Consider the following 21,192-nt stretch of genomic DNA (forward strand, 5'->3'; position numbering starts at 1 on the left):
CAATGAAAAATCAACCGAAATTAACCGTAGTAGGAGCAGGACCAGGAGATATTGATTTAATCACCTTAAAAGCCATCAAAGCATTAGAGCAAGCTGATGTGGTGTTATATGATGCGTTGGTAAACAACGAACTGTTAGGATATGTAAATCCGAAAGCAGAATTAATTTTTGTAGGAAAACGAAGAGGATGCTACCGTTATCAACAAGAACAAATCAATGAGTTAATTGTCGCAAGAGGATTTTCACACGGACATGTGGTACGTTTAAAAGGAGGTGACCCTTTCATATTTGGTAGAGGAGCAGAAGAAATGGAATACGCAGCCAAACACGGATTAGAAGTAGCTGTAGTTCCAGGGATTTCATCATCCTTAGCAGTGCCAGCGTATCAGAACATACCCTTAACAAAAAGAGGAAGTTCAGAAAGTTTTTGGGTAATTACAGGAACTACCAAACAGCATCAATTATCTAATGATGTTGCCTTGGCTGCAAAATCAAGTGCAACGGTTGTTATTTTAATGGGAATGGGTAAGCTTTCTGAAATCATTCAGCTTTTTAAGAAAGAAGGAAAGAATGAATTACCTGTTGCTATTATTCAAAATGGAACTACTCCTGAAGAAAAAATAGGAATCGGTACCGTAGATACCATCGAAGAAGTCGTAGCTAAAAATAACTTGAGTAATCCAGCTATTATTGTATTAGGAGACGTAGTAAATCACAGACAACAATTACATCAAGTACAACAAGAAGCAGTTTTAAAAGAAGTAGTATAATGGAAGAAAGAAATAATCTATATCCTATCTTTTTAAAAACAGCAACCTTGGAAGTACTTATAGTTGGAGGAGGTTTTGTTGCGGAAGAAAAGCTACGATTTTTATTAAAGTCGAGTCCAGATGCTAAGGTAACTATAGTAGCTCCTTTTTTTAGAGAAGAAACCATTGCCATGGCTCAAAAAGGTAAAGTTACTAGAATAACAGATAGCTATAATGATACCTATTTACAAGGAAAACATTTGGTAATTGCGACTACCGATGTTCCAGAGGTAAACATACAAGTATATAAAGACTGTAGAAGTCAGAATATCTTGGTGAATGTGGCAGACAATCCACCATATTGTGATTTTTATATGGGCGGAATTGTAACCAAAGGGAACGTAAAAGTAGCTATTTCAACCAATGGAAAGTCGCCAACAACCGCTAAAAGATTGCGTCAGTTTTTTGAAGAAGTAATTCCAGAAGACATCAATCAATTAGTACAAAACCTAAATAGTTATAGAAAAACCATCAAAGGAAACTTTGAACATAAAGTAGAAACATTAAATAAACTGACAGAGAGTTTAGTGAAATAGAGTAGAAATGATACAAACAGATATATTAATTATTGGAGCAGGTCCTACAGGGCTATTCACCGTTTTTGAAGCAGGATTGTTAAAATTACGTTGTCATTTAATTGATGCCTTACCACAACCAGGAGGGCAATGTTCAGAAATTTATCCAAAGAAACCTATTTACGATATTCCAGCATATCCAGAAATTTTAGCAGGAGATTTAACAAAGAATTTGATGGAGCAAATCAAGCAGTTTGAACCTGGATTCACTCTAGGAGAACGTGCCGATACCATCGAAAAGCAAGACGACGGAACGTTTATCGTAACCACAAATAAAGGAACCAAACACCAAGCACCTGTGGTAGCTATAGCAGGTGGATTGGGAAGTTTTGAACCTCGTAAACCACCGATTCCAAATATTACTGATTTTGAAGACAAAGGAGTAGAGTATATGATTAAAGAACCAGAACTGTATCGCGATAAAGATGTGGTAATTGCTGGAGGAGGAGATTCTGCTTTAGATTGGTCTATTTTCTTAACAGATGTAGCAAAATCGGTAACCTTAATTCACCGAAGAAATGAATTTAGAGGAGCGTTAGACTCTGTAGAAAAAGTTCAAGAGTTAAAGAATTTAGGAAAGATAAACTTAATTACACCTGCTGAGGTAAAAGCAGTATTAGGAGAAAATCATGTAACAGGCGTTGTAGTAGAAGAAAATGGGAAAGAACCTTACATGATAGATACTGATCATTTTATTCCATTATTTGGATTAGCGCCAAAGTTAGGTCCTATTGCCAACTGGGGATTAGAAATTGAGAAGAATGCTATTAAAGTAAACAATGCGTTAGATTACCAAACGAATGTAGAAGGTATCTATGCAATTGGAGATGTAAATACTTATCCAGGTAAACTAAAATTGATTTTGTGTGGATTTCACGAGGCAACACTCATGTGTCAAAGTGCTTACAAACGCATACATCCAGATAAAAAATATGTGATGAAGTATACTACTGTTGGTGGTGTAGACGGTTTCGACGGGACAAGAAAAGAAGCACCAAAAGCGGTAGTAAAAGCAATTCAATAATTGGGGATTAGGATGAAAGTAGTTAGGAACTGAGCGGATAAGTTTGTTGTAATTACAAGTTTTAAGTAAAAACTCCTTCACCAACAAAACTAAAATAGCCACCTAACTACTGATTCCTTTAAGAAATTGTTACAAATGGATAATCAAGACATCAATATAAAAATAATAGACCGTGAAGGTGTAATGCATGAGGTAGTTGCTCCGACAGATATGGCAATGAACTTAATGGAAGTAGTTCGATCATACGAATTAGCTCTTGAAGGAACTATTGGAATCTGTGGAGGAATGGCCATGTGTGCCTCTTGTCAATGTTATGTGAAATCGAATCATGAATTGCCAGAAATGAACGATGATGAAGACGCGATGCTAGCAGAAGCATTTCATGTAGAAGAAAATAGCCGATTAGGATGCCAGATTCAAATGACTCCCGAATTAGAAGGACTTGAAGTTGAGCTAGCTCCTGAAAGTTAGTTATTTTTGTAAAAAATTAGTAAATGCAATTCAAACAATACGATTTATCATTAAAAGATGATGTAGAAAACTTTACAAAACAATTATTTTACGCTTTGTTTAATGATGTATGTCAAGAAAAAGCAAACCATTTAAAAGAGAAGTTTATAAAAATTTTAAATGGGTTGGCTATTAAAAATGCTTCAGAAGCATGGGGTATATACCAACAAACATTTTGTAGAATACGAGAAAAGTTAGATTTAGATGCCAAGGCATTTGAAAAAACTGATCCTGCCTGTAAAAGCTTAGGAGAAGTGTATTTAGCCTATCCGGGTTTTCATGCGATTGCTGTGTATCGATTGAGTCATGAATTGTATAAAATGGAAATTCCAATTTTACCAAGAATGATGAGTGAGTATGCGCATGGATTAACAGGAACAGACATCCATCCAGGAGCAGCAATTGGCGATTCGTTTTTTATAGATCATGCAACAGGAATTGTTATTGGAGAAACCACCATTATTAAAGAAAACGTAAAAATATACCAAGGAGTTACCTTAGGAGGAATTCAAGTTAAAAAAGAATTGGCTTCCACAAAAAGGCATCCAACGATTGAAAATAATGTAACCATTTATGCCAACGCAACTATCTTAGGAGGCGATGTAGTAATAGGAAGAGATAGCGTAATAGGCGCAAATGTTTGCGTAACCACCTCTGTACCTGAAGGATCTATTGTAACCTATGAGTCAGAAAATAAAATAACCACTAGAAAATCCTATGTTAAATGATGTAGGTACCAAATTAACCATGAAAACTAAAACAATTATAGATAGTATAGGGAATACGCCACTAATAGAAGTTTCAAACATTCTTCAAAAAGAAGGCGTAAAGCTATTATTAAAATTAGAAGGAAATAACCCTGGCGGAAGTGTAAAAGATAGGGCAGCGTTTAATATGATTGCTGAAGCTATTAAAAGGAAAAATATTCGTCAAGGAGATTATTTAGTAGAAGCAACTAGTGGAAACACAGGAATTGCGTTAGCACTCATGGCAAAAGTATTAGGAGTAAATATGGTATTGGTTATGCCAGAAAACTCTACTGAAGAACGTGTAAAAACTATGCGAGCTTACGGAGCAGAGGTTATTTTAACGGATGCAGAAAAAGGTATCGAAGGTTCTAGAGATGTCGCCTTAGAATTACGCTATAAAAAAGGCTATTTTATGCTAAATCAGTTTGAAAATACTGATAACTGGAAAGCACACTATAAAACCACAGGTCCTGAAATTTGGAACGATACAGAAGGAGAAGTAACTCATTTTGTTTCAGCAATGGGAACTACAGGAACCATTATGGGAGTTTCTACCTATTTAAAAGAACAAAACCCTGAGGTACAAATTGTAGGGGCACAACCTAAAGATGGAGCTAGAATACCTGGAATTCGTAAGTGGTCGCCAGAATACCAACCAAAATTCTTTAACAAAAGTAAGGTGGATCAAGTGGTAGAGCTAGATGAAAACGATGCAAAAAACATGACCAGAAAGCTAGCACAAGAAGAAGGTGTTTTTGCAGGAATGAGTAGTGGAGGTGCGGTACATGCAGCCCTAGAAATAGCCAAAACGATTGACAAAGGAGTTATTGTTGCTATTATTTGTGATAGAGGTGATCGTTATTTATCTTCGGATTTGTTTCAGTAGATAATCTTATTATAATAGAGTAATTCCCGCCTAAGCGGGAATTACTCTATTATAAACAACTAATTTTCTATTGAAAAACTAGTTAGCGTTAATAGGAGTTTGTAGTAGTGTTTTAATACTTTAGTTAAAATATGTTTTAATTATTCTTTTATAACTTGCCAAACCTTTACCGTCTTATCTTTACTAGGTGTAGCTACTAATTCTCCACTAGAATTTACATCCATTCCTAAACCAATATCATCTGTATGATCAGTTATTGTTTGCAATATTTTTTCGTCATTAATATCCCAAAGTGTTGCAACTATAGGTTTAGTATAACCTGTAAATCCAAAATGATACTCTAATAATTCTCCTAGCATTTTTTTATCTGTTCCTCCAGCTAAAATTCTATTATTACCAATAAACACTACAGAATGAATAGCTTCATTTTCACCTTGTAAGGTATGCAATAGCTCCCACTTATTTGTATCCCAAATTTTAATAGTTTTATCATCTCCAGCACTTGCTAAAAATTTTCCATTTGGACTAAAATCCATTGATAAAGGGACTAAAGAATGACCTAAAATTGTTTTTGATAACCTGCCACTTTTTATATCATAAATTCTTATGGTGTTATCGCTACTTGAAGCCGCTAAATGATCTCCAGTCGGATTAAAAACTACCTCCCAAATATTATGAGAAGCTTCTTTAAATTCATTTGTAACTTTTCCTGTATTAACATTCCAAACCGTTACTTTATTATCATCACCTCCTGCTGCAATTAAATTACCATCAGGGCTAAAGCTTATCGACCAAATTGTTCCCTTATTTCCATCAAGTACTTTTAACAGCACTCCAGAATTTACATCCCAAAGTCTCACTAATCCATCATAAGCCCCAGTTGCAACAAGTTTTCCGTTTGGGTTAAAATCTACAGATGGTGACCCTATTTTATGAGGTAAATTATGTACTACTTCCCCTGTTATTCGATTCCAAATTTTTGTATTTTGGTCTATACCGCCACTAACCATAAGTGTATCATTTGGTGCGAATTTAACTTCCCAAACATCACCAGAATGATGTTTAAATGTATTCTTTAATTCGATAAGGTTTCCTTCAAATAACTTTGGTTGTTTAAATAATTGTACATAAATAAAGTAAGTTATACTTAATACTACTAAAAGCAATATAATCTTTCTCTTTTTCATTTACTTTAATGCTTTTAGTTTCTTTATCATTTTTTTTATAGAAGGAGAATTAGGGGCTAATTCTAAAGCTTTTTTGTAGGCCTTTAATGAAAGTTCTTTATCATGTTTATAAAAATAGGCTTCACCTAAACTATCCCAAGAATTAGCTTCATTTGGATGCAACTTGGCGTTTTCTTGAAAAACTTTAATAGCATTACCTATAGATTTCTCATGTAAAAACTCATATCCAATACTATTGAAAACTTTATTTTTATTTTGAATCACTGTTTTGTTAATTGCATCAATATAAGCAATAATAAAAGCATCTTTTTCACTTGTTTTTATGGTAGGAAGTACACCTTTTCCTTCCCAATTTGTTTTGGTTACTGGGTGTATTGCTTTGATATATGGCATAGAAATACTAAAGTCATCATTTAAATTAATTTTCTTTGTTCTATTAGCACCTCCTTTAGTAATTTGACCTACAACAACAGCCTTATTTAAATGCTTTAATGTGTATGTAAAAGCTTCTGCGGCAGAAAATGTGTTTTTACTAGTTAAGATATATAAGGGGGTATTTGTCATTCTTTTTCCATCAATAGTTTCGAAGGTAAATAATTGTGATTTAGTGTTGGTTTTTCGTTCGTAGAAATTACTCAATAACACCGGTTTTGCATCTGTAAAATAACTAGATAATAATTGGATCATGCTTGGTACTCCTCCGCCGTTTATTCTTAAATCAATTATAACAGCATTGGTATTTCTTAAAAAAGTCATTGCAGATGTTGCTGCATCTTTTGCATACGTAGTGTCAGCAAACATGTGTAAATTTAAGTAGCCAATATTTCCTTTTAAAATTTTAACTTCAGTAAAACCATAGTTGACTTCTGCCATTTTACTAGTTATCATTTTCTTTCTTTTTCTTTTGGTCGCTTCTGGTATTAGACATTTACTTCGTGCAATTTTTTTAGGTTCGTAATTTAATTTTAAATGTAAATCTCGACTAACATTTTGTAAATCTTGTGTTACTATTTCAGCAAACATACCATAATCTGTGACGGTGTTGTACTTATTTGGTTTTATGGATGAAATTATTTTTTTAGCGGTATCTAAATCTATATAGGTTTCTAATAAGTTTGCTGAAATCATAGAAATGATTTCTTCTTTTTCCTTTTTAGTGATTTGTTTGTTCTGCGCTGATAAGCTTATTACAGAAGTAAACACCAATATCAATGTGATAATTTGTATTTTCATTTTAATTGATTTTTAATTTGATACAAACCTATAGTCAATCTTTAATTCATTAAATTTTATTTCTTATTTGAGAGGTTTTTAGACCTACATAAGGTTATATTAAACGCAAACTTGATTTGCGTTTAATAATCATGGGTTCGTGTCAATTTTTAATGAGTTGATGAAAATCATTTTATGAATAGAGGTAATAATAGTAGCTTTACAGGGTGATAACATTCTTAAAAAAATACAAAGCATTTATATATGGACTCATAATTTTTCGAATTGTAGTTCTAGTATTATCGCATTTTGATTTTATATATATAGATAATTCAGAACACCTATCTAATACCTTAAGTTTTCTCTTTTATTGGTTTTTGTTTTCATTACCCATTTATTATTTTCCTTTTTTTAAGAAACATAAGGCTAAGACACTTAAAATTTTAGGACTAATGTTTCTTTTTATGCTTGTTTTAGTCAATGATGCCATTTCCAAAATAATTGATAACCCGATTACTTTTATTGGTATTATTTGTATTGGTTTGCTTTTCTTTTCAATTATAGCATCAAAATTCTTTAAAAAGTACGCTCTGTTTACAATAGCTTTTTATGTTTTGAGTTTGAGTTATTTTATCTATATAAGGGTATATATTGATGATTTAAAAGTGTATTTACAACAAGAGAAAGAAATTAAAATTATTTTAGCAATCCCTTTTTTAGTTTTAATCTTCGGATGGTTTTTTCAGCAATGGAAATGGTTAAAAACTTTAGAAACAAAAAAATCAAAAGTGGAATTATCGTTATTGAAAAGTCAAATAAATCCACACTTCTTTTTTAATACCTTAAATAACTTGTATGGTTTAACTGTAGAAAAATCTGATGAGGCACCAGAAGTTGTTTTGAAATTATCTGAGATGATGCGTTATACTATTTACATGGGAAAAGAAGATCTTGTTTCTTTAAAAGATGAAATAGACTATTTAAATAACTATATTGAATTACATAAAATTAGGTATCAAAAAGAAGTAGATATTCAATTTGATTATTTTAAAGTATTAGATTATAAAGTTGCACCACTATTGTATATAATTGCACTAGAGAATGCTTTTAAGCATGGTGTTGAGAAATTAACCAAGAACGCTTATATTCATATAAAAATTAGTACGGATGATGGAATTGTAAGCTTTGAAATAGAAAACAATTTTGAAAAACTAGAAACAAAGCATAGTACTGGAATTGGATTAGAAAATTTAAAGCAAAGATTACAACTATTATACCCTAAAAAGTATCAATTAGCTATTGAAAATAGCGGTTCTGTATATAATTTATCTCTAAAACTAGATACAAAATGATATATTATGTAATTGTTGATGATGAACCCATTGCACATCGTATTATTGAAAAATATTGTAATGATTTATCTCATTTAGAAAAAAAGGGAAATTGTTACAATGCATTTGAAGCCATGCAATTTTTAAATGAGAATGAAGTCAATTTATTGTTTTTGGATATAAATATGCCAAAATTATCTGGTTTTGATTTTTTAAAAACAATCCCACATCCACCAAAGATTATAGTAACTACTGCTTATAAAGAGTTTGCATTAGAAGGCTATGAGCTTAATATTTCTGATTATTTGTTGAAGCCTTTTAGTTTTGAACGTTTTGTGAAAGCTGTTAATAAAACTATTGTAAGTCAATTGGTTGTAGGAAATAAAACTATCAAATCAGTAACTGAAAATACTAAAAAAGAAGCTAAAAGTTTTTTCTTAAAAAGTGACAAAAAATACCACCAAGTACATTTAGAATCCATTTTATTTATAGAAGCTTACGGACATTATACCAAAGTATATTTAGAAAATGGAATGATTTTAAGTCATGAGAAAATTTCTTCTTTTGAAGAGCTTTTACCAAAAAATGAATTTATCAGAATACATAAATCATTTATTATTTCTAAAATAAAAATTAATCAAATTGAAGGAAATAGAATTTTTATCAAAGAATATAAAATACCTGTTGGACAAACTTATAAAGGGAACTTAAATAAGTTATTTTAGTATATAACTTTATTCTTTTTTAGTAAGCGTTAGCCAATATAAAAGAAAATAAAAAAAACCGTACAAAAAATGTACGGTTATACTATTGAGTTCAAATGTAGTAATTACCTATATACTCTATGAAAAGGCTATCCATAAGTTATATAGGCTGTTAGCACACGTATTTAATTTTTAAGTTCTTCCAATCGTTTTTTTATGTCAGTGTTTTTTGTATTCAACTCTAATGCTTTTTCATAATATTCAATAGCTTTCTTTTTATCTCCTTTTAACATGTAAAACTCCGCCAAGCTATCCCAAGTATTACTTGATGAGGGATAATTTTCTGTGTTATATTTGAAATAGAAAAAAGCTTTGTCTAAATCCTTGATTGTGTATAAAAATTGATAGCCAAAGTAATTGGCTAATTCTTCTCTTAAGAAAACTTTATACCCAAGTCTATCTGATAATTTGTCAAACCTTTTTTTAATCAATGTAGGGTTGGTATACATTTCATCATAGTTAATCATATACCCTCTAAACAAGTATTTCATACCATCCATAAATGAAACCAAAGGCATAGTATGGTGGTTTTCTTCTTTATAGCCATATTTTTTATATCCTAGACCTATGTTATAAGGATGCAATTGCTCGAATTTTTGAATAAATCTCCAAGTCAGATTAGCCTTTTCAGGGTAAACAGTGTTCTCTACTCTATCTACGGTAGCTATATATACATCTTTATAGGTTCCATTATATTCTTTGAAGAATTTCTCAAGGTTCTTAAGGGTAACTTCATTATCCCACCAAGCGCTAAAATCAATTACCAAATATGAATTAAATAATTCGGGTTTAGTAAATAAAGCGTGCAGTATAGGTAACCCAGTAAATGAATATCCCGAAAAAATTCGATAATTATTTGTTCTGTAGTTATTATCAATATAAGGAATAAGCTCTTTCTCGATAAATTTTATAAAATCGTTGGCACCGCCACTTATTTCTAGTCCTTTTTCTTCTTTTCCGGAGTAGCCTATCATGGACCTTGTAGGAGATGAATCTTTTAATCTATCTTGACTAGTAATACCCACTACTATCATTTCAGGAATTTGTGGGCTAGCATCGCTACTCATTTGGGCAACAGCTCCGGTGAAAGGGTGAAAAAATTTCCTGCCGTCAAGGAGGTAAAGCACAGGATAGTTTACATAATCATTGTTGTTATATGAATTAGGGAGATATATTGATATTTCTCTATTTGAATTAAGTATTTCAGATTTGATTGCAAATCTTTTACCAATAATAATGTCTTTTTTACTCTGTCCATATGACAAATTTGAAAAGAAAGTTATTAATAGTATAGTAAATAATATTCTCATTTTATTTTTTTTAAGTGTCGGCGAATATAAAAGAAAATAAAAAAAACCGTACAAAAAATGTACGGTTATACTATGATATTTCATGTATGGTAATTACTTATACTCTATAAAAAGATTGTCTATAGGTTTTCTCACTTTGTATGTGTGTTGAGAGCTATCTTCTTCAGAGCGATAACCAACAGGAGCAATTACAGCAGCATTTAACCCTAACTTATTCAAGTCTAATATTTTGTTATAAGCTTCGGCGTCAAAACCCTCCATAGGACAAGCATCTATTTTAAGTTCAGAGCAAGCATTAAGCAAATTCCCCAAAGCAATGTAAACTTGGTTAGAAGTCCATTTGTTTTTTTCAACCAAAGTTCTGCTCATAACGTCAGATTTAATAAAATCAGCATATCCTTTAAAGTTTGAAATATTTACCTGTTCTATTTCAGATTTTAAAGAGAAATAAGCATCTATATGGTCATTGGTAACCTTTGTATAATTACAAAACACAAATAAATGAGAAGCATCAGTAATTTGGCTTTGTCCGTAAGAAACAGCTTTCAACTGTTCTTTTATTATACTGTCTTCTATAATCAAAACGGTATATAGTTGAAGACCATAGGAAGAAGGAGCTAATTGAATAGCTCTTTTTAAAAGTTCTATGTGTTGTGCTGAAACTTTTTTAGAAGCATCAAATTTTTTAGTAGCGTATCGCCACTCAAGGTTGTCTATTAAAGTCATACTATTATTGTTTAAGAAAACAGCAAAATTAAAAGGGGAGTAGTTACAATGCCTTTACATATGTTGATTCAGCAATTTTTTACATTTTTTCTTTCTCAAAGGAGTTTGGATTGAAAATCCAAGTAAACGAAACCGTCAGCGAGCTTCGCTGAGCTTTCCTCAACGCAACGAAACCGTCAGCGAGCTTCGCTGAGCTTTCCTCAACGCAACGAAACCATCAGCGAGCTTCGCTGAGCTTTCCTCAACGCAACGAAACCGTCAGCGAGCTTCGCTGGTCTTTCCTCAACGCAACGAAACCATCAGCGAGCTTCGCTGGTCTTTCCTCAACGCAACGGAACCGTCAGCGAGCTTCGCTGGTCTTTCCTCAACGCAACGGAACCGTCAGCGAGCTTCGCTGAGCTTTCCTCAACGCAACGGAACCGTCAGCGAGCTTCGCTGAGCTTTCCTCAACGCAACGGAACCGTCAGCGAGCTTCGCTGAGCTTTCCTCAACGCAACGGAACCGTCAGCGAGCTTCGCTGAGCTTTCCTCAACGCAACGGAACCGTCAGCGAGCTTCGCTGAGCTTTCCTCAACGCAACGGAACCGTCAGCGAGCTTCGCTGAGCTTTCCTCAACGCAACGGAACTATCAGCGCGTCACGTTGAGCTTTCCCTAAGAAGGAATAAAGTTGGTTTTGAATGTAAACAAACAATTTTCTATTAAAAAGTAAAAAACAACGTGTGTGTAAATAACTATTAGTTTAGCTATTTTTTTAATTATAAGGCTTATACTACATAAAACAGCGGCTTGAATTTGAGTTCAAACCGCTGTTAGTTATATGTGTTACTGTGCTTAGTATTTACTAGACTTTTTAATTTTTTTAAAATGTTTTACCATTTTTCCAAAATCTTTATCCTTTTTACGTTTTTCAGCAGCAGTAGCTTCAAAATGTTCTTTTTCTTTTTCCATCTTTAAATAGTTTTTATAAGAAAATTCATCTATTTCTCCAATTTCAACAGCTTTAGTAACAGCACATCCAATTTCTATAGTGTGTGTACAGTTTTTAAACTTACAATGTTTAGAACATTCAAAAATTATTTCGAATGTTTTTTCTAAACCATTTGATGTATCTGTTATTCCAACCTCTCTCATTCCTGGGTTGTCAATTAAAATACCGCCATTATCAAGAATTATGAGTTCGCGATGTGTGGTTGTATGTTGTCCTTTCTTAGAAAAACTACTAACATTTTTAGTAACCATTAATTCTTTGTTAGCAAATGTATTTACTAGTGTTGATTTACCAACTCCAGAGGAACCTAAAAGACAATATGTTTTACCTTTTACTATAATTTCTTTTAGTTTTTTATAACCTTGTTTAGAGATATTGCTAATTGCAAATATGGGTACATTATTAATTCTTTTTTTTAAGGAAACCATTAATTCTTTTAGCGATGTTTCGTTTATTAAATCAATTTTAGTAAGAATAATAATAGGTTGAATGTTTGATGTATTACAAATAGTGAGATATCTTTCAATTCTATTGATGCTAAAATCTCTATCAACTGCCTGCATAATAAAGGCGTAATCAATATTTGTAGCAATTATTTGTATGTCGCCAAAATGACCAACTGCTTTTCTTGAAATAATTGAATTTCGAGGGAGTATCTTATGAATTATAGAGCTATACGAATCATATATTACTAGTGCAACCCAATCTCCCACAGCAGGAAAATCTTCACGAGTATTTGCAGTATACCTTAAGTTTCCTGTAATTTCAGCATCAAACTCTCCTTTTTCTGTTTTAACAACATACCGTTCTTTATGCTCAGAAATAATTCTTCCAATTTCAAAGTCTTGTAAGTTATGTTCTATCTTTAATTTTTCTATATTATCGTTATATCCGAAATCTTCTAGTTTCATATTTTAAGTATTTTAAAATATAGCAAACACTTACGTTATTCATAAACTAAATGAGTTTAAACACATAAGCGTTCACAATTAATGTGTTTATATGTAAAATGTTAATAAATAGGAATGCTTCAGATGGTTATCTGAAGTATAAAGTGGTGATAGCCTTAAGAAAATTGACTATCTATTTTACAATATCCGAATACGATATAGATGTAATAGACATAAAATTGTATTAAAGGTCAAAGTTATAAAAAATATCTTTTAAAAGTTTAAAGAAGAAGAATGCTTTTAGTTGTTGTTTTAAGATTTCTTAAATATTTAGTAACTTTAATGTAAGTTACTAAAAATGATTACATGAGAACTCTATATACCTTAATTGGAATAGCATATCTTCTGTTCGTAGTGGTGACGTCGTACATGATTCTAGTCGAGCCACTCATAAACGCATGTAAAAAAAGTAAAAAATAACACGCTTCTAACTAATAATTATAAAAGAGAGGACTTTTTTCATCTTACATAATTAGAAGGACTTATATACAAAAAGCAACAAACATTGTTTGTTGCTTTTTGTATAGATTACTGGAAGTGTCCTTTTAACGGAATAAACTATTTTTTTTCTATGATAGGAACTGCATCAAAAGGGTCAACCATTGCGATAAATAAAACACAGGGACCATTATTTAAGCATTTAGCCCTGTGCGGTTTTTTTGCAGGACCATAAGCATATGAACCCGCTTTTAATACGGTAGCTTTTTCACCTTGGTATTGTACTTCTAAATCTCCTGAAATTAAAATCATTCGTTCAGGTGATTTATGTGTGTGACTTATAACTTCTGTATTAGGTTCTATTCTAAAGAAAAAATCTAAATTAGGTTTAGATATATCGCCATGAAGTATTGTAAAAGAACAGTTAGGAAAGAAATCAGGAGCAGGAAGCCATTTCAAACTCTTATTATTAACAGTTGTAGCAATAGAAGTTTCAGTGTTTGAAACACCATTGCTTTGAGCATTTAATCCGATAGCTAAAAAAGCTAGGATAAGGGTTAACAGGTTTAGTTTGTTTGTTTTCATTTTGTTGATTTTTAGATACTTAATATAGTTAAAATAAACAGGGTTTCAAATTATATTAACTTGTTTATTATAAGTATAATCACTTGGAATTTCTGTATTTAATTTAAGAATCAGGATAAGTATAAGGAGACAGAAAGTTACAGTTTTTTTGCTTACAATAGTACTATCAAAAAGTTACTTAAAGAATAAAATATTGAGCTGAATGTTATGTTTTGAGTATGAATGAAGTTAATAAACTCTCATGGTTGGTATTGAGCTACTCTGAAATTAAGAAAAACTAAACATTGCGAATAGGATTAGCTTTATTTTTTACTTTATGTTGGTTAAAGTTATCATAGAAAAAAATCTTTTTTGTTGTGACGATTTTTTTGTCTGCTGTAATCTACTACTAACTCAAAAAAGAAAAATATATTCCTAATGAAATTACAGAAACTAGAATTTTTATTAATAATGGTTTATTAATTTTGATGCAATCCCTGTATTTTGGGTTCATGGGCGAGATGAATTAACCCTTCTATTGCTTCTAAGAGTTAAAAATGTTTTACCTAGTTCTATAAAGTTTCTTGTTATCAAACCTGAAATATTTTTAAATAAAGTGAGAGGTCAGTTATTTAATTCAATTTATAAAAGAAAAAAATTAAGTAATCTTTAATTTAAAGGAGAATAAATTCGTTGTGCTTTTTTAATAATAATGTCTATTAAATTAACCATTTTAAAGATTACATTCAAAACTAATGTGAGATAAACCTAAATTTATTTTATAAAAGAGAAAAACTACCTTTTTGTGTAAAGTTTAATAAAAAAATACTTGTTATTTTTGTTATAAAATATTATTGCAATGGATATGAGATATAGTAGAAATAGAATATATGTTAAACCAGAAGAGCAAGAAATTATTAAAAATTACCCTGTTTTATTGGGAGGATCTGGAATTGGTGGTGTTATAGCAGAATGTGCTTTGCGTTTTGGGTTTGAAAATATAACTATTGTAGATGGTGATCATGTTGAAAAATCAAATTTAAATAGACAAAACTATATTGAAGAAGATATCAATACCTCTAAAGTTAATGCTATTAAAAAACGGTTATTAGCAATAAATAAAGAAGCTAATATTAATGTATATAATAGCTTTATAACGTCAGAAAATTTAAAGGAATATATTCTTGATCATAAGGTAGCCATTAATGCTTTGGATTTTACTTCTGATGTCCCTTTAATTTTTGATGAGGTTTGTCAGCAAAATAATATACCAATTTTACACCCATATAATTTAGGTTGGGGAGGTTTGGTAGCTGTAATATCTCCCAATGGTCTATCATTAAAGGCTATAGCAAAAAACGGACAAAAAATCAATGAACTTCGAGTAGTTGAATATATTTCAAACTATATGAAGTTTTGGGGAACACCACAGCTCTGGTTAGATGAAGTATTACATGAGTACTTTAACGAAAATAAAAAATTATCTCCACCACAATTATCTATTGGCTCTTGGATGGTTGCTAGTATGTGTACTCACCTTCTTTTTAAAATAGCTACAAATAAAGGATATAAAAAATTTCCAGAATTTTATTTTTCTACTATCAACATGAATTAAATTAATTTATTATTTGTAGCATACACAATGGCTTCTGAAATATTGGTAACTCCCAATTTTTCAAACAATTTTTTTCTATGAAATTTAACAGTATCAGGAGACACACATATAGGCTCAGACATTTCATTAATTGTATAACCCCTAACGGAAAATCTTAAAATTTCCTTTTCCCGTTTAGATAGCTCAATTTTCTCTTCTGTTTTCCAATAATTACCATTTAAATCATATTTGAAAATTTTATTTTCTCCTTTTTTAGATATCTTAATATTTCCAGAATTTTGTTCATTGGAAAGAGAGATAATACAAATAGCTTTCCAAATTTTACCTTCTTCAGTTAAAAAAATAGGAGTTAGCTTGTGATTAATTAAGAATGATTTTCCTTCTTGGTTTTTTAATTGAAAGTCATAAGAAATAGAGTGAGCGATTCTTTCTTTTAATGGAATTTTGTCATAAAAATCAAACCCAATAGTATTTATTTTAAGTAATAGTTCTACATCTTCTGAAATAACATAATTAAAGTAAAAAAGGTATCCCATTTCTTCAACTTCTTTAGGAGTGTGTCCGCATAAGAAAAGAGGATTTTCAGAAACATATTCAAATCCTTTTTTTTGATAGTCTATCACATAAATACTTTTATAGGTAGTTCTCGCAAAGGCTTTAATTACTTCTAAATAATTAGTCGTTTGCTTGTGTTCATTTTCAGATATGTTGGTCACGGTATTCCGTGATGTGAAAAAATCATCAATATTGTTCATAGTTTCGAAGGGACTTATATTCGAAATAAGTGAAAAAATAAATGCAATACAAATTTATTTGTGTTTTTTTTAACAAAAAAAACACAAATATTCTACTAATTTGTGTAGTACATTGAAAGTTTTAACTAGATAGTTTTGGTGGTAAAACATTATACCATGATACTCAACAAAAATTATGTAGAAAAATTAGCCACAAGCGAAGTGTATGACTTATCAAAATTTGTAGTTGAAGAAAATTTTAATCACCACACAAAAAAAGATGATTTTAAAAGTAACAAAAAAGATATTTTATCTGTTTATGAGGAAGAAATTGGACATGTTAAAAACTCCAAAATTTTTGTTAGTAGAGATCATTTAGGGAAAATTATAGGGTCTATTAGGGTTTTAAAATGGAATTATATAGACAAACTACCTATGCAAAGTTTGTTTGGAATAAATCCATTACTAACTATTGAAGATAGGTCTTTTAATGATGTATGGCATATTGGTAGGTTTGCGATAAAAAAAGAGATAAATGATTCTAGTCTGTTTAAAAGACTTATGGTTTGTGCAATTTCTCCAGTATGTAGTCATATTGAAAATATTGCTTTTGCAGAATGTGATAGTAAATTATTAAGAGTTATGTCTTTACTAGGAATAAAAGCTAAAGTAGTGGGTAAACCAATTAATTACTTGGGTTCTGAAACTATCCCTGTAAGTTTTTCATATGCTGGTCTTATTGGGTTTTATGAAGAGAATAAACATTTAGTGTCTAACCAAGAGCTTCTTGAAAAAACAACTTTTAATAAAAACTACACTTTTGTGTAGTAAAAGTATAGCCATAAGAAGATAGATTTACAACATAGAAATTAAAACTAAATGAATCTATCAAGAACTATTCTTATTATTCTATTTTTTTCTTATTCTTCTTATGCACAAATAGAACTTAAAGGTGTAGTGAGAAATTCTTCAAATGCCGCAATAGAGTTTGCAAATGTTGTTTTATCAAACCAAAAGAATGAAATTGTTAAAGGAACAATTACTGGTGTAAATGGAAGGTTTAGCTTATCAGTAAAAGAAGGAGAGTATAAATTATCAATTAGTTTTTTAGGATGTAAGAATTGGTTAAAAGAAATTTCAATAGATGATAATCATGATTTTGGAATTCTAATTCTAGAAGAAAGTAAGAATAATTTAGATGAAGTTGTTGTGAATGCAAAGAAACCTGTGATTAAGAGAAAAGTAGATAGAATAGAATTTAATGTAAAGAATACAATTCTTTCAGAAGGAAATGCATGGGAGGTTTTGAATAAAACACCAGGAGTGATAGCTTCGTCATCTGGAACTTTGCAGGTTTTTGGTAAATCAGGTGTTTTAGTTATGATTGATGAACGTCCTGTACAATTATCATTAGATGAGTTAAAAAATATGCTGGAAGGGATGTCTGCTAGTGAAATTAATTTAATAGAAGTTATTACAAATCCACCTGCTAAATATGATGCAGAAGGAAACGCTATATTAAATATTTCTTTAAAAAAGAAAAAAAAGGTAGGATATAATGGAGAGTTTTTTTCAAGATATACACAAGGAATATTTCCAAAACTAAGCAATGGAGCAAACATATTTTATAGAAATAATAAAGTTAATATTTCTGCAAATTATAGCCTAGGAAAAGGAAAAAGTAATGTAAAAGAAAATAGCGATATTAATTTTTTTAATTCAACGACTGAAACGTCTTCTTTTTGGAAAGAGAACTCCGATAGAGATACAGATTATGTCACTCATAACTTTAGAACATCGTTAGATTATCAGGTGTCTGAAAAAAGTGTATTAGGTATAAAAATAGATGGTAATCTTGTTCCCTATAGAGAAATAATTAATAAAACTAGGACAAATGTTTTAGATAATCAGAACACTTTAGAATCTTTTTTTATTAATAATAATAACTCAGATAGAGATACTAAAAACATTTCTTATAACATAAACTATAATCAAAAACTTAAAAGAAAAGGACGTTCGTTAAGTTTTAATTTTGATCATATTGATTATGCAACAAAAGGAGGGCAAGAAGTTAGTACAGATTTTTACAAACCAGAGAATAATTTTGATAAAAACGAATATTTTACTTCTCATAACAAGCAAAGTATTAAAATATACACTTCAAAGTTAGATTACATAGAGCCTATTGATTCTACTTCTAATTTAGAAACAGGTTTTAAATTTAATTCGATAAAAACAGATAATAATTTAATTTATTTTACTAAAAATACTCAAGGTGATTTAATATTTGATAGTACTAGAAGTAACCAATTTATATACGATGAGGATACGTATGCAGCTTACTTTTCTTATAGTAAGGGTTTTGATAGTTTTTCTATTAAAGTAGGATTAAGAGGAGAGTATACTAAAACTATAGGTAATTCAGTAACGTTAAATCAAATTACTAATAATAATTACTTTGAGTTATTCCCTTCAGCTTTTTTGCAATATAAACTAAAAAATAAAAGTTCATTAGGATTATCTTATAGTAGAAGAATTAAAAGACCTAAGTTTAAATTATTAAACCCTTTTCAATTTTTTATTAGCCCATACAGTTTTATAGAAGGAAGCCCTTTTTTACAACCTTCTTTTTCTGATAATATAGATGTAACTTATAGTTTAAAGAATAAATACTTTTTAACAGGTTATTTTAGTTATACAAAAAGTCCTTTTACTCAACTATCGATTCAAGACAATGAAACACGTGTTTTTAAATACAAAGCAGAGAATTTAAATAGTAATGTAGCTTTTGGAGTGGTATTTAATACTTCGTTTAATGTTTATAGTTTTTGGAGAATGTATTTTGATTTGAACTTATATAATGAAATTTATGAGTTTATAGGTGTAGATGGTAATCAATTAATAAGAAATCAAAGAGTAAATATAGATTCTTATTTATGGAATGAGTTTCAAATTTCTAAAGAACATAATTTATCACTAGAACTTACAACTAGATATTTTTCACCAAAAGTTCAAGGAGGGTTTAATATTAAAATGATGGGGGAAGTGTCAATAGGAGTGAAAAAGAAGTTTTTTAAAAACAAAGCGACTATGTCAATATATATAGCTGATATTTTTGATACGAATAAATACACCTTAGAATCTAAATATGCTATGCAAAACCACATTTTTAGAGAAAATCCAGAGAATCAATATGTCAGGTTTTCTTTGTCTTACAGGTTTGGGAATTCTAAGAATAAAAGGAAAAGAAAAAGAGAACGTAAATCCGAAGAGAAAAAAAGATTATAAAAGTTATTTATCGATAAATGATATCCAAATAGCCTATTATGATGTAAAACTAACTAGGGGAAAATTAATTAACAAAACAATTTAAAATTATGAAAATCAAATTTTCACAAAAGGATCGCGAAGCATTAGCAAAATCAATGACTTCATTCGAAAATGAAAAATTAGTAGATGCTTTAGACGTAGTTGGAGCAGGTCAAACAGATGATACAGCATGGTCTAGATCATCATGGTCAAGAAGTTCAGCTGAGCTTGAGCCTGCAGTACTAACTAAATAAGATTTATCTAAAAAATATTGGGGTGGTTTTTAATCGCCCCAATATAATTAAACTGGAAAACATGGAATTAATAGAAGCAACTTTAAAATGTAGGTATGCTATTTTAAAAATAGCCAGTAGATGTAATTTGAATTGTAGCTATTGTTATGTATATAACAAAGGAGATAAATCATACTTATTACAGCCTAAGAAAATGTCAACAGAAACTATTGATGCTTTTATCAGTAAAACTAAAGAACATTGTACATTGCATAAAAGCAAAGCGTTTACTTTTATCTTTCATGGTGGAGAGCCTTTGTTGGCAGGGAAAGAGTTTTTTGAATACTTTGTTGAAAAAGTGGTTGTTAATTTCAGAGATATAGATACGGAAGCAAGATTCACTATCCAAACAAACGGAGTGCTATTAAATGAAGAATGGTGTGAATTGTTTAATAGGTTAAGAATAAGAATAGGTATTAGTATTGATGGTCCAAAAAATTATAACGATATAAATAGAGTAGACCATTCTAATAGAGGTTCATTTGACAACATAATAAAGGGAATTAATGTGGTAAAAAATTACGGAAAAATTCCACTTGGAATTTTATCTGTAGTAAATATAGAAATTCCTCCTCAAGAAATGTATAGCTTTTTAAAGGAGTTAGATGTTGCATGGATGAACTTTCTTTTACCTGATGGGAATTATGATAACCCACCAGAGGGTTTAGGCTTAAATTACAGTGAAACTATATACGCAGATTGGCTTATTAGTTTATTTGACATGTGGTTTGAAGATAATAGTAATCGTCTAGATATAGGAATGTTTAGAAGTCTTATTTACTTGGTTCTTGGTGTTGAAGTAGCAGCAGATGAGTTTGGTACTAGAACAACTGATGCATTAGTAATTGAAACTAATGGAGATATTGAATCTTTAGATGTTTTAAAAATATGTGGAGATGGCTTTACTAAGGGAGACGCAAATGTGAAAAATACATCTTTTGATGAAGCTTTAAATACACCTTTGGCAAGGTCTTATCATTTGAGTCATAAGATACTATCTGAAAAATGTCAAGATTGTGTAGTAAAAGATATTTGTGGAGGAGGTAATTTACCGCATCGATTCTCCAGTGAAAATAAATTTGATAACCCTAGTGTGTATTGTGCTAATTTATACAAATTAATTATACATATTCAAAATAAAATAATATCTAAACTACCTGAAAGTTTTGTCAAAGAATCAGGAATAAAAGAATTAGAGTATAATAAAATAAAATAATT

Annotated in this window: 20 protein-coding genes; 13 read left to right on the top strand and 7 right to left on the bottom strand. The window is 30.4% G+C overall.

What is annotated here, in order from left to right:
- Positions 1 to 2: 2 nt before the first annotated feature.
- From cobA to cysM, 6 genes are all read left to right on the top strand, one after another.
- A complete protein-coding gene (cobA, locus tag C8N27_RS00085; RefSeq protein WP_121145597.1) occupies positions 3 to 770 on the top strand; it encodes a uroporphyrinogen-III C-methyltransferase in 768 nt (255 codons plus the stop codon).
- Positions 770 to 1,345, top strand: a complete 576-nt coding sequence (locus tag C8N27_RS00090) for a precorrin-2 dehydrogenase/sirohydrochlorin ferrochelatase family protein (protein WP_121145599.1) — start codon at positions 770 to 772, stop codon at positions 1,343 to 1,345. The genes cobA and C8N27_RS00090 overlap by 1 nt, the downstream gene beginning before the upstream one ends.
- Positions 1,346 to 1,352: 7 nt before the next feature.
- On the top strand, positions 1,353 to 2,408 hold the full coding sequence (locus tag C8N27_RS00095; RefSeq protein WP_121145601.1) for an NAD(P)/FAD-dependent oxidoreductase: 1,056 nt from the start codon (positions 1,353 to 1,355) through the stop codon (positions 2,406 to 2,408).
- A gap of 135 nt (positions 2,409 to 2,543) precedes the next feature.
- Entirely contained in the window at positions 2,544 to 2,879 is a 336-nt protein-coding gene (locus C8N27_RS00100; RefSeq protein ID WP_121145603.1) for a 2Fe-2S iron-sulfur cluster-binding protein, read from the top strand.
- A 23-nt stretch (positions 2,880 to 2,902) separates the two neighbouring features.
- Positions 2,903 to 3,646 (top strand): serine O-acetyltransferase EpsC, encoded by a 744-nt coding sequence (epsC, locus tag C8N27_RS00105; RefSeq protein ID WP_121145605.1) that lies wholly within the window; start codon positions 2,903 to 2,905, stop codon positions 3,644 to 3,646.
- A 19-nt stretch (positions 3,647 to 3,665) separates the two neighbouring features.
- Positions 3,666 to 4,553 carry a cysteine synthase CysM gene (gene cysM / locus C8N27_RS00110; protein ID WP_099214595.1) on the top strand — a complete coding sequence of 296 codons (888 nt, stop codon included), beginning with the start codon at positions 3,666 to 3,668 and terminating at the stop codon, positions 4,551 to 4,553.
- A 140-nt stretch (positions 4,554 to 4,693) separates the two neighbouring features.
- Here cysM and C8N27_RS00115 read toward each other — a convergent pair whose 3' ends face one another.
- The gene (locus C8N27_RS00115) at positions 4,694 to 5,740 is read right to left on the bottom strand and encodes a WD40 repeat domain-containing protein (RefSeq protein ID WP_121145607.1); all 1,047 of its coding nucleotides are present in this window, start codon (positions 5,738 to 5,740) and stop codon (positions 4,694 to 4,696) included.
- On the bottom strand, positions 5,741 to 6,973 hold the full coding sequence (locus tag C8N27_RS00120; protein WP_121145609.1) for a S41 family peptidase: 1,233 nt from the start codon (positions 6,971 to 6,973) through the stop codon (positions 5,741 to 5,743).
- A gap of 443 nt (positions 6,974 to 7,416) precedes the next feature.
- On the opposite strand from C8N27_RS00120, the gene C8N27_RS00125 reads away from it, so the two are divergent.
- Together C8N27_RS00125 and C8N27_RS00130 are read left to right on the top strand one after the other, a co-directional pair.
- Positions 7,417 to 8,304, top strand: coding sequence for a sensor histidine kinase (locus C8N27_RS00125; protein WP_167444702.1), 888 nt, complete (start codon positions 7,417 to 7,419; stop codon positions 8,302 to 8,304).
- Positions 8,301 to 9,008 (top strand): LytR/AlgR family response regulator transcription factor, encoded by a 708-nt coding sequence (locus tag C8N27_RS00130; RefSeq protein ID WP_121145613.1) that lies wholly within the window; start codon positions 8,301 to 8,303, stop codon positions 9,006 to 9,008. Before C8N27_RS00125 ends, C8N27_RS00130 begins: the two co-directional genes overlap by 4 nt.
- A gap of 164 nt (positions 9,009 to 9,172) precedes the next feature.
- Here C8N27_RS00130 and C8N27_RS00135 read toward each other — a convergent pair whose 3' ends face one another.
- The 4 genes from C8N27_RS00135 to C8N27_RS00150 form a co-directional block, all read right to left on the bottom strand.
- Complete coding sequence (locus C8N27_RS00135) at positions 9,173 to 10,357, bottom strand: alpha/beta hydrolase-fold protein (protein ID WP_121145615.1); 1,185 nt, start codon at positions 10,355 to 10,357, stop codon at positions 9,173 to 9,175.
- Between the two features lie 93 nt (positions 10,358 to 10,450).
- Positions 10,451 to 11,083 carry an NAD(P)H-dependent oxidoreductase gene (locus C8N27_RS00140; protein ID WP_121145618.1) on the bottom strand — a complete coding sequence of 211 codons (633 nt, stop codon included), beginning with the start codon at positions 11,081 to 11,083 and terminating at the stop codon, positions 10,451 to 10,453.
- An 831-nt stretch (positions 11,084 to 11,914) separates the two neighbouring features.
- Positions 11,915 to 12,982, bottom strand: a complete 1,068-nt coding sequence (gene rsgA, locus C8N27_RS00145; RefSeq protein WP_121145620.1) for a ribosome small subunit-dependent GTPase A — start codon at positions 12,980 to 12,982, stop codon at positions 11,915 to 11,917.
- 597 nt (positions 12,983 to 13,579) lie between these two features.
- The gene (locus C8N27_RS00150; RefSeq protein ID WP_121145622.1) at positions 13,580 to 14,044 is read right to left on the bottom strand and encodes a cupin domain-containing protein; all 465 of its coding nucleotides are present in this window, start codon (positions 14,042 to 14,044) and stop codon (positions 13,580 to 13,582) included.
- An 838-nt stretch (positions 14,045 to 14,882) separates the two neighbouring features.
- Here C8N27_RS00150 and C8N27_RS00155 point away from each other — a divergent pair.
- Positions 14,883 to 15,638, top strand: coding sequence for a ThiF family adenylyltransferase (locus tag C8N27_RS00155; protein WP_121145624.1), 756 nt, complete (start codon positions 14,883 to 14,885; stop codon positions 15,636 to 15,638).
- Here C8N27_RS00155 and C8N27_RS00160 read toward each other — a convergent pair.
- Positions 15,635 to 16,393: a response regulator transcription factor gene (locus C8N27_RS00160; RefSeq protein ID WP_121145626.1), complete on the bottom strand. Its 759-nt coding sequence runs from the start codon at positions 16,391 to 16,393 to the stop codon at positions 15,635 to 15,637. The genes C8N27_RS00155 and C8N27_RS00160 overlap by 4 nt on opposite strands.
- 156 nt (positions 16,394 to 16,549) lie before the next feature.
- Between C8N27_RS00160 and C8N27_RS00165 the strand changes: the two genes are divergently transcribed.
- The 4 genes from C8N27_RS00165 (at position 16,550) to C8N27_RS00180 (ending at position 21,190) form a co-directional block, all read left to right on the top strand.
- Complete coding sequence (locus C8N27_RS00165; protein ID WP_121145628.1) at positions 16,550 to 17,200, top strand: hypothetical protein; 651 nt, start codon at positions 16,550 to 16,552, stop codon at positions 17,198 to 17,200.
- A gap of 51 nt (positions 17,201 to 17,251) precedes the next feature.
- Positions 17,252 to 19,660, top strand: a complete 2,409-nt coding sequence (locus C8N27_RS00170; RefSeq protein WP_121145630.1) for an outer membrane beta-barrel family protein — start codon at positions 17,252 to 17,254, stop codon at positions 19,658 to 19,660.
- A gap of 89 nt (positions 19,661 to 19,749) precedes the next feature.
- Positions 19,750 to 19,935 carry a hypothetical protein gene (locus tag C8N27_RS00175; RefSeq protein ID WP_121145632.1) on the top strand — a complete coding sequence of 62 codons (186 nt, stop codon included), beginning with the start codon at positions 19,750 to 19,752 and terminating at the stop codon, positions 19,933 to 19,935.
- 61 nt (positions 19,936 to 19,996) lie between these two features.
- Complete coding sequence (locus C8N27_RS00180; protein ID WP_121145633.1) at positions 19,997 to 21,190, top strand: radical SAM protein; 1,194 nt, start codon at positions 19,997 to 19,999, stop codon at positions 21,188 to 21,190.
- Positions 21,191 to 21,192 lie beyond the last annotated feature (2 nt).

This window comes from Tenacibaculum discolor (assembly GCF_003664185.1).
In the GTDB taxonomy this organism is placed as follows: Bacteria; Bacteroidota; Bacteroidia; order Flavobacteriales; family Flavobacteriaceae; genus Polaribacter; species Polaribacter discolor.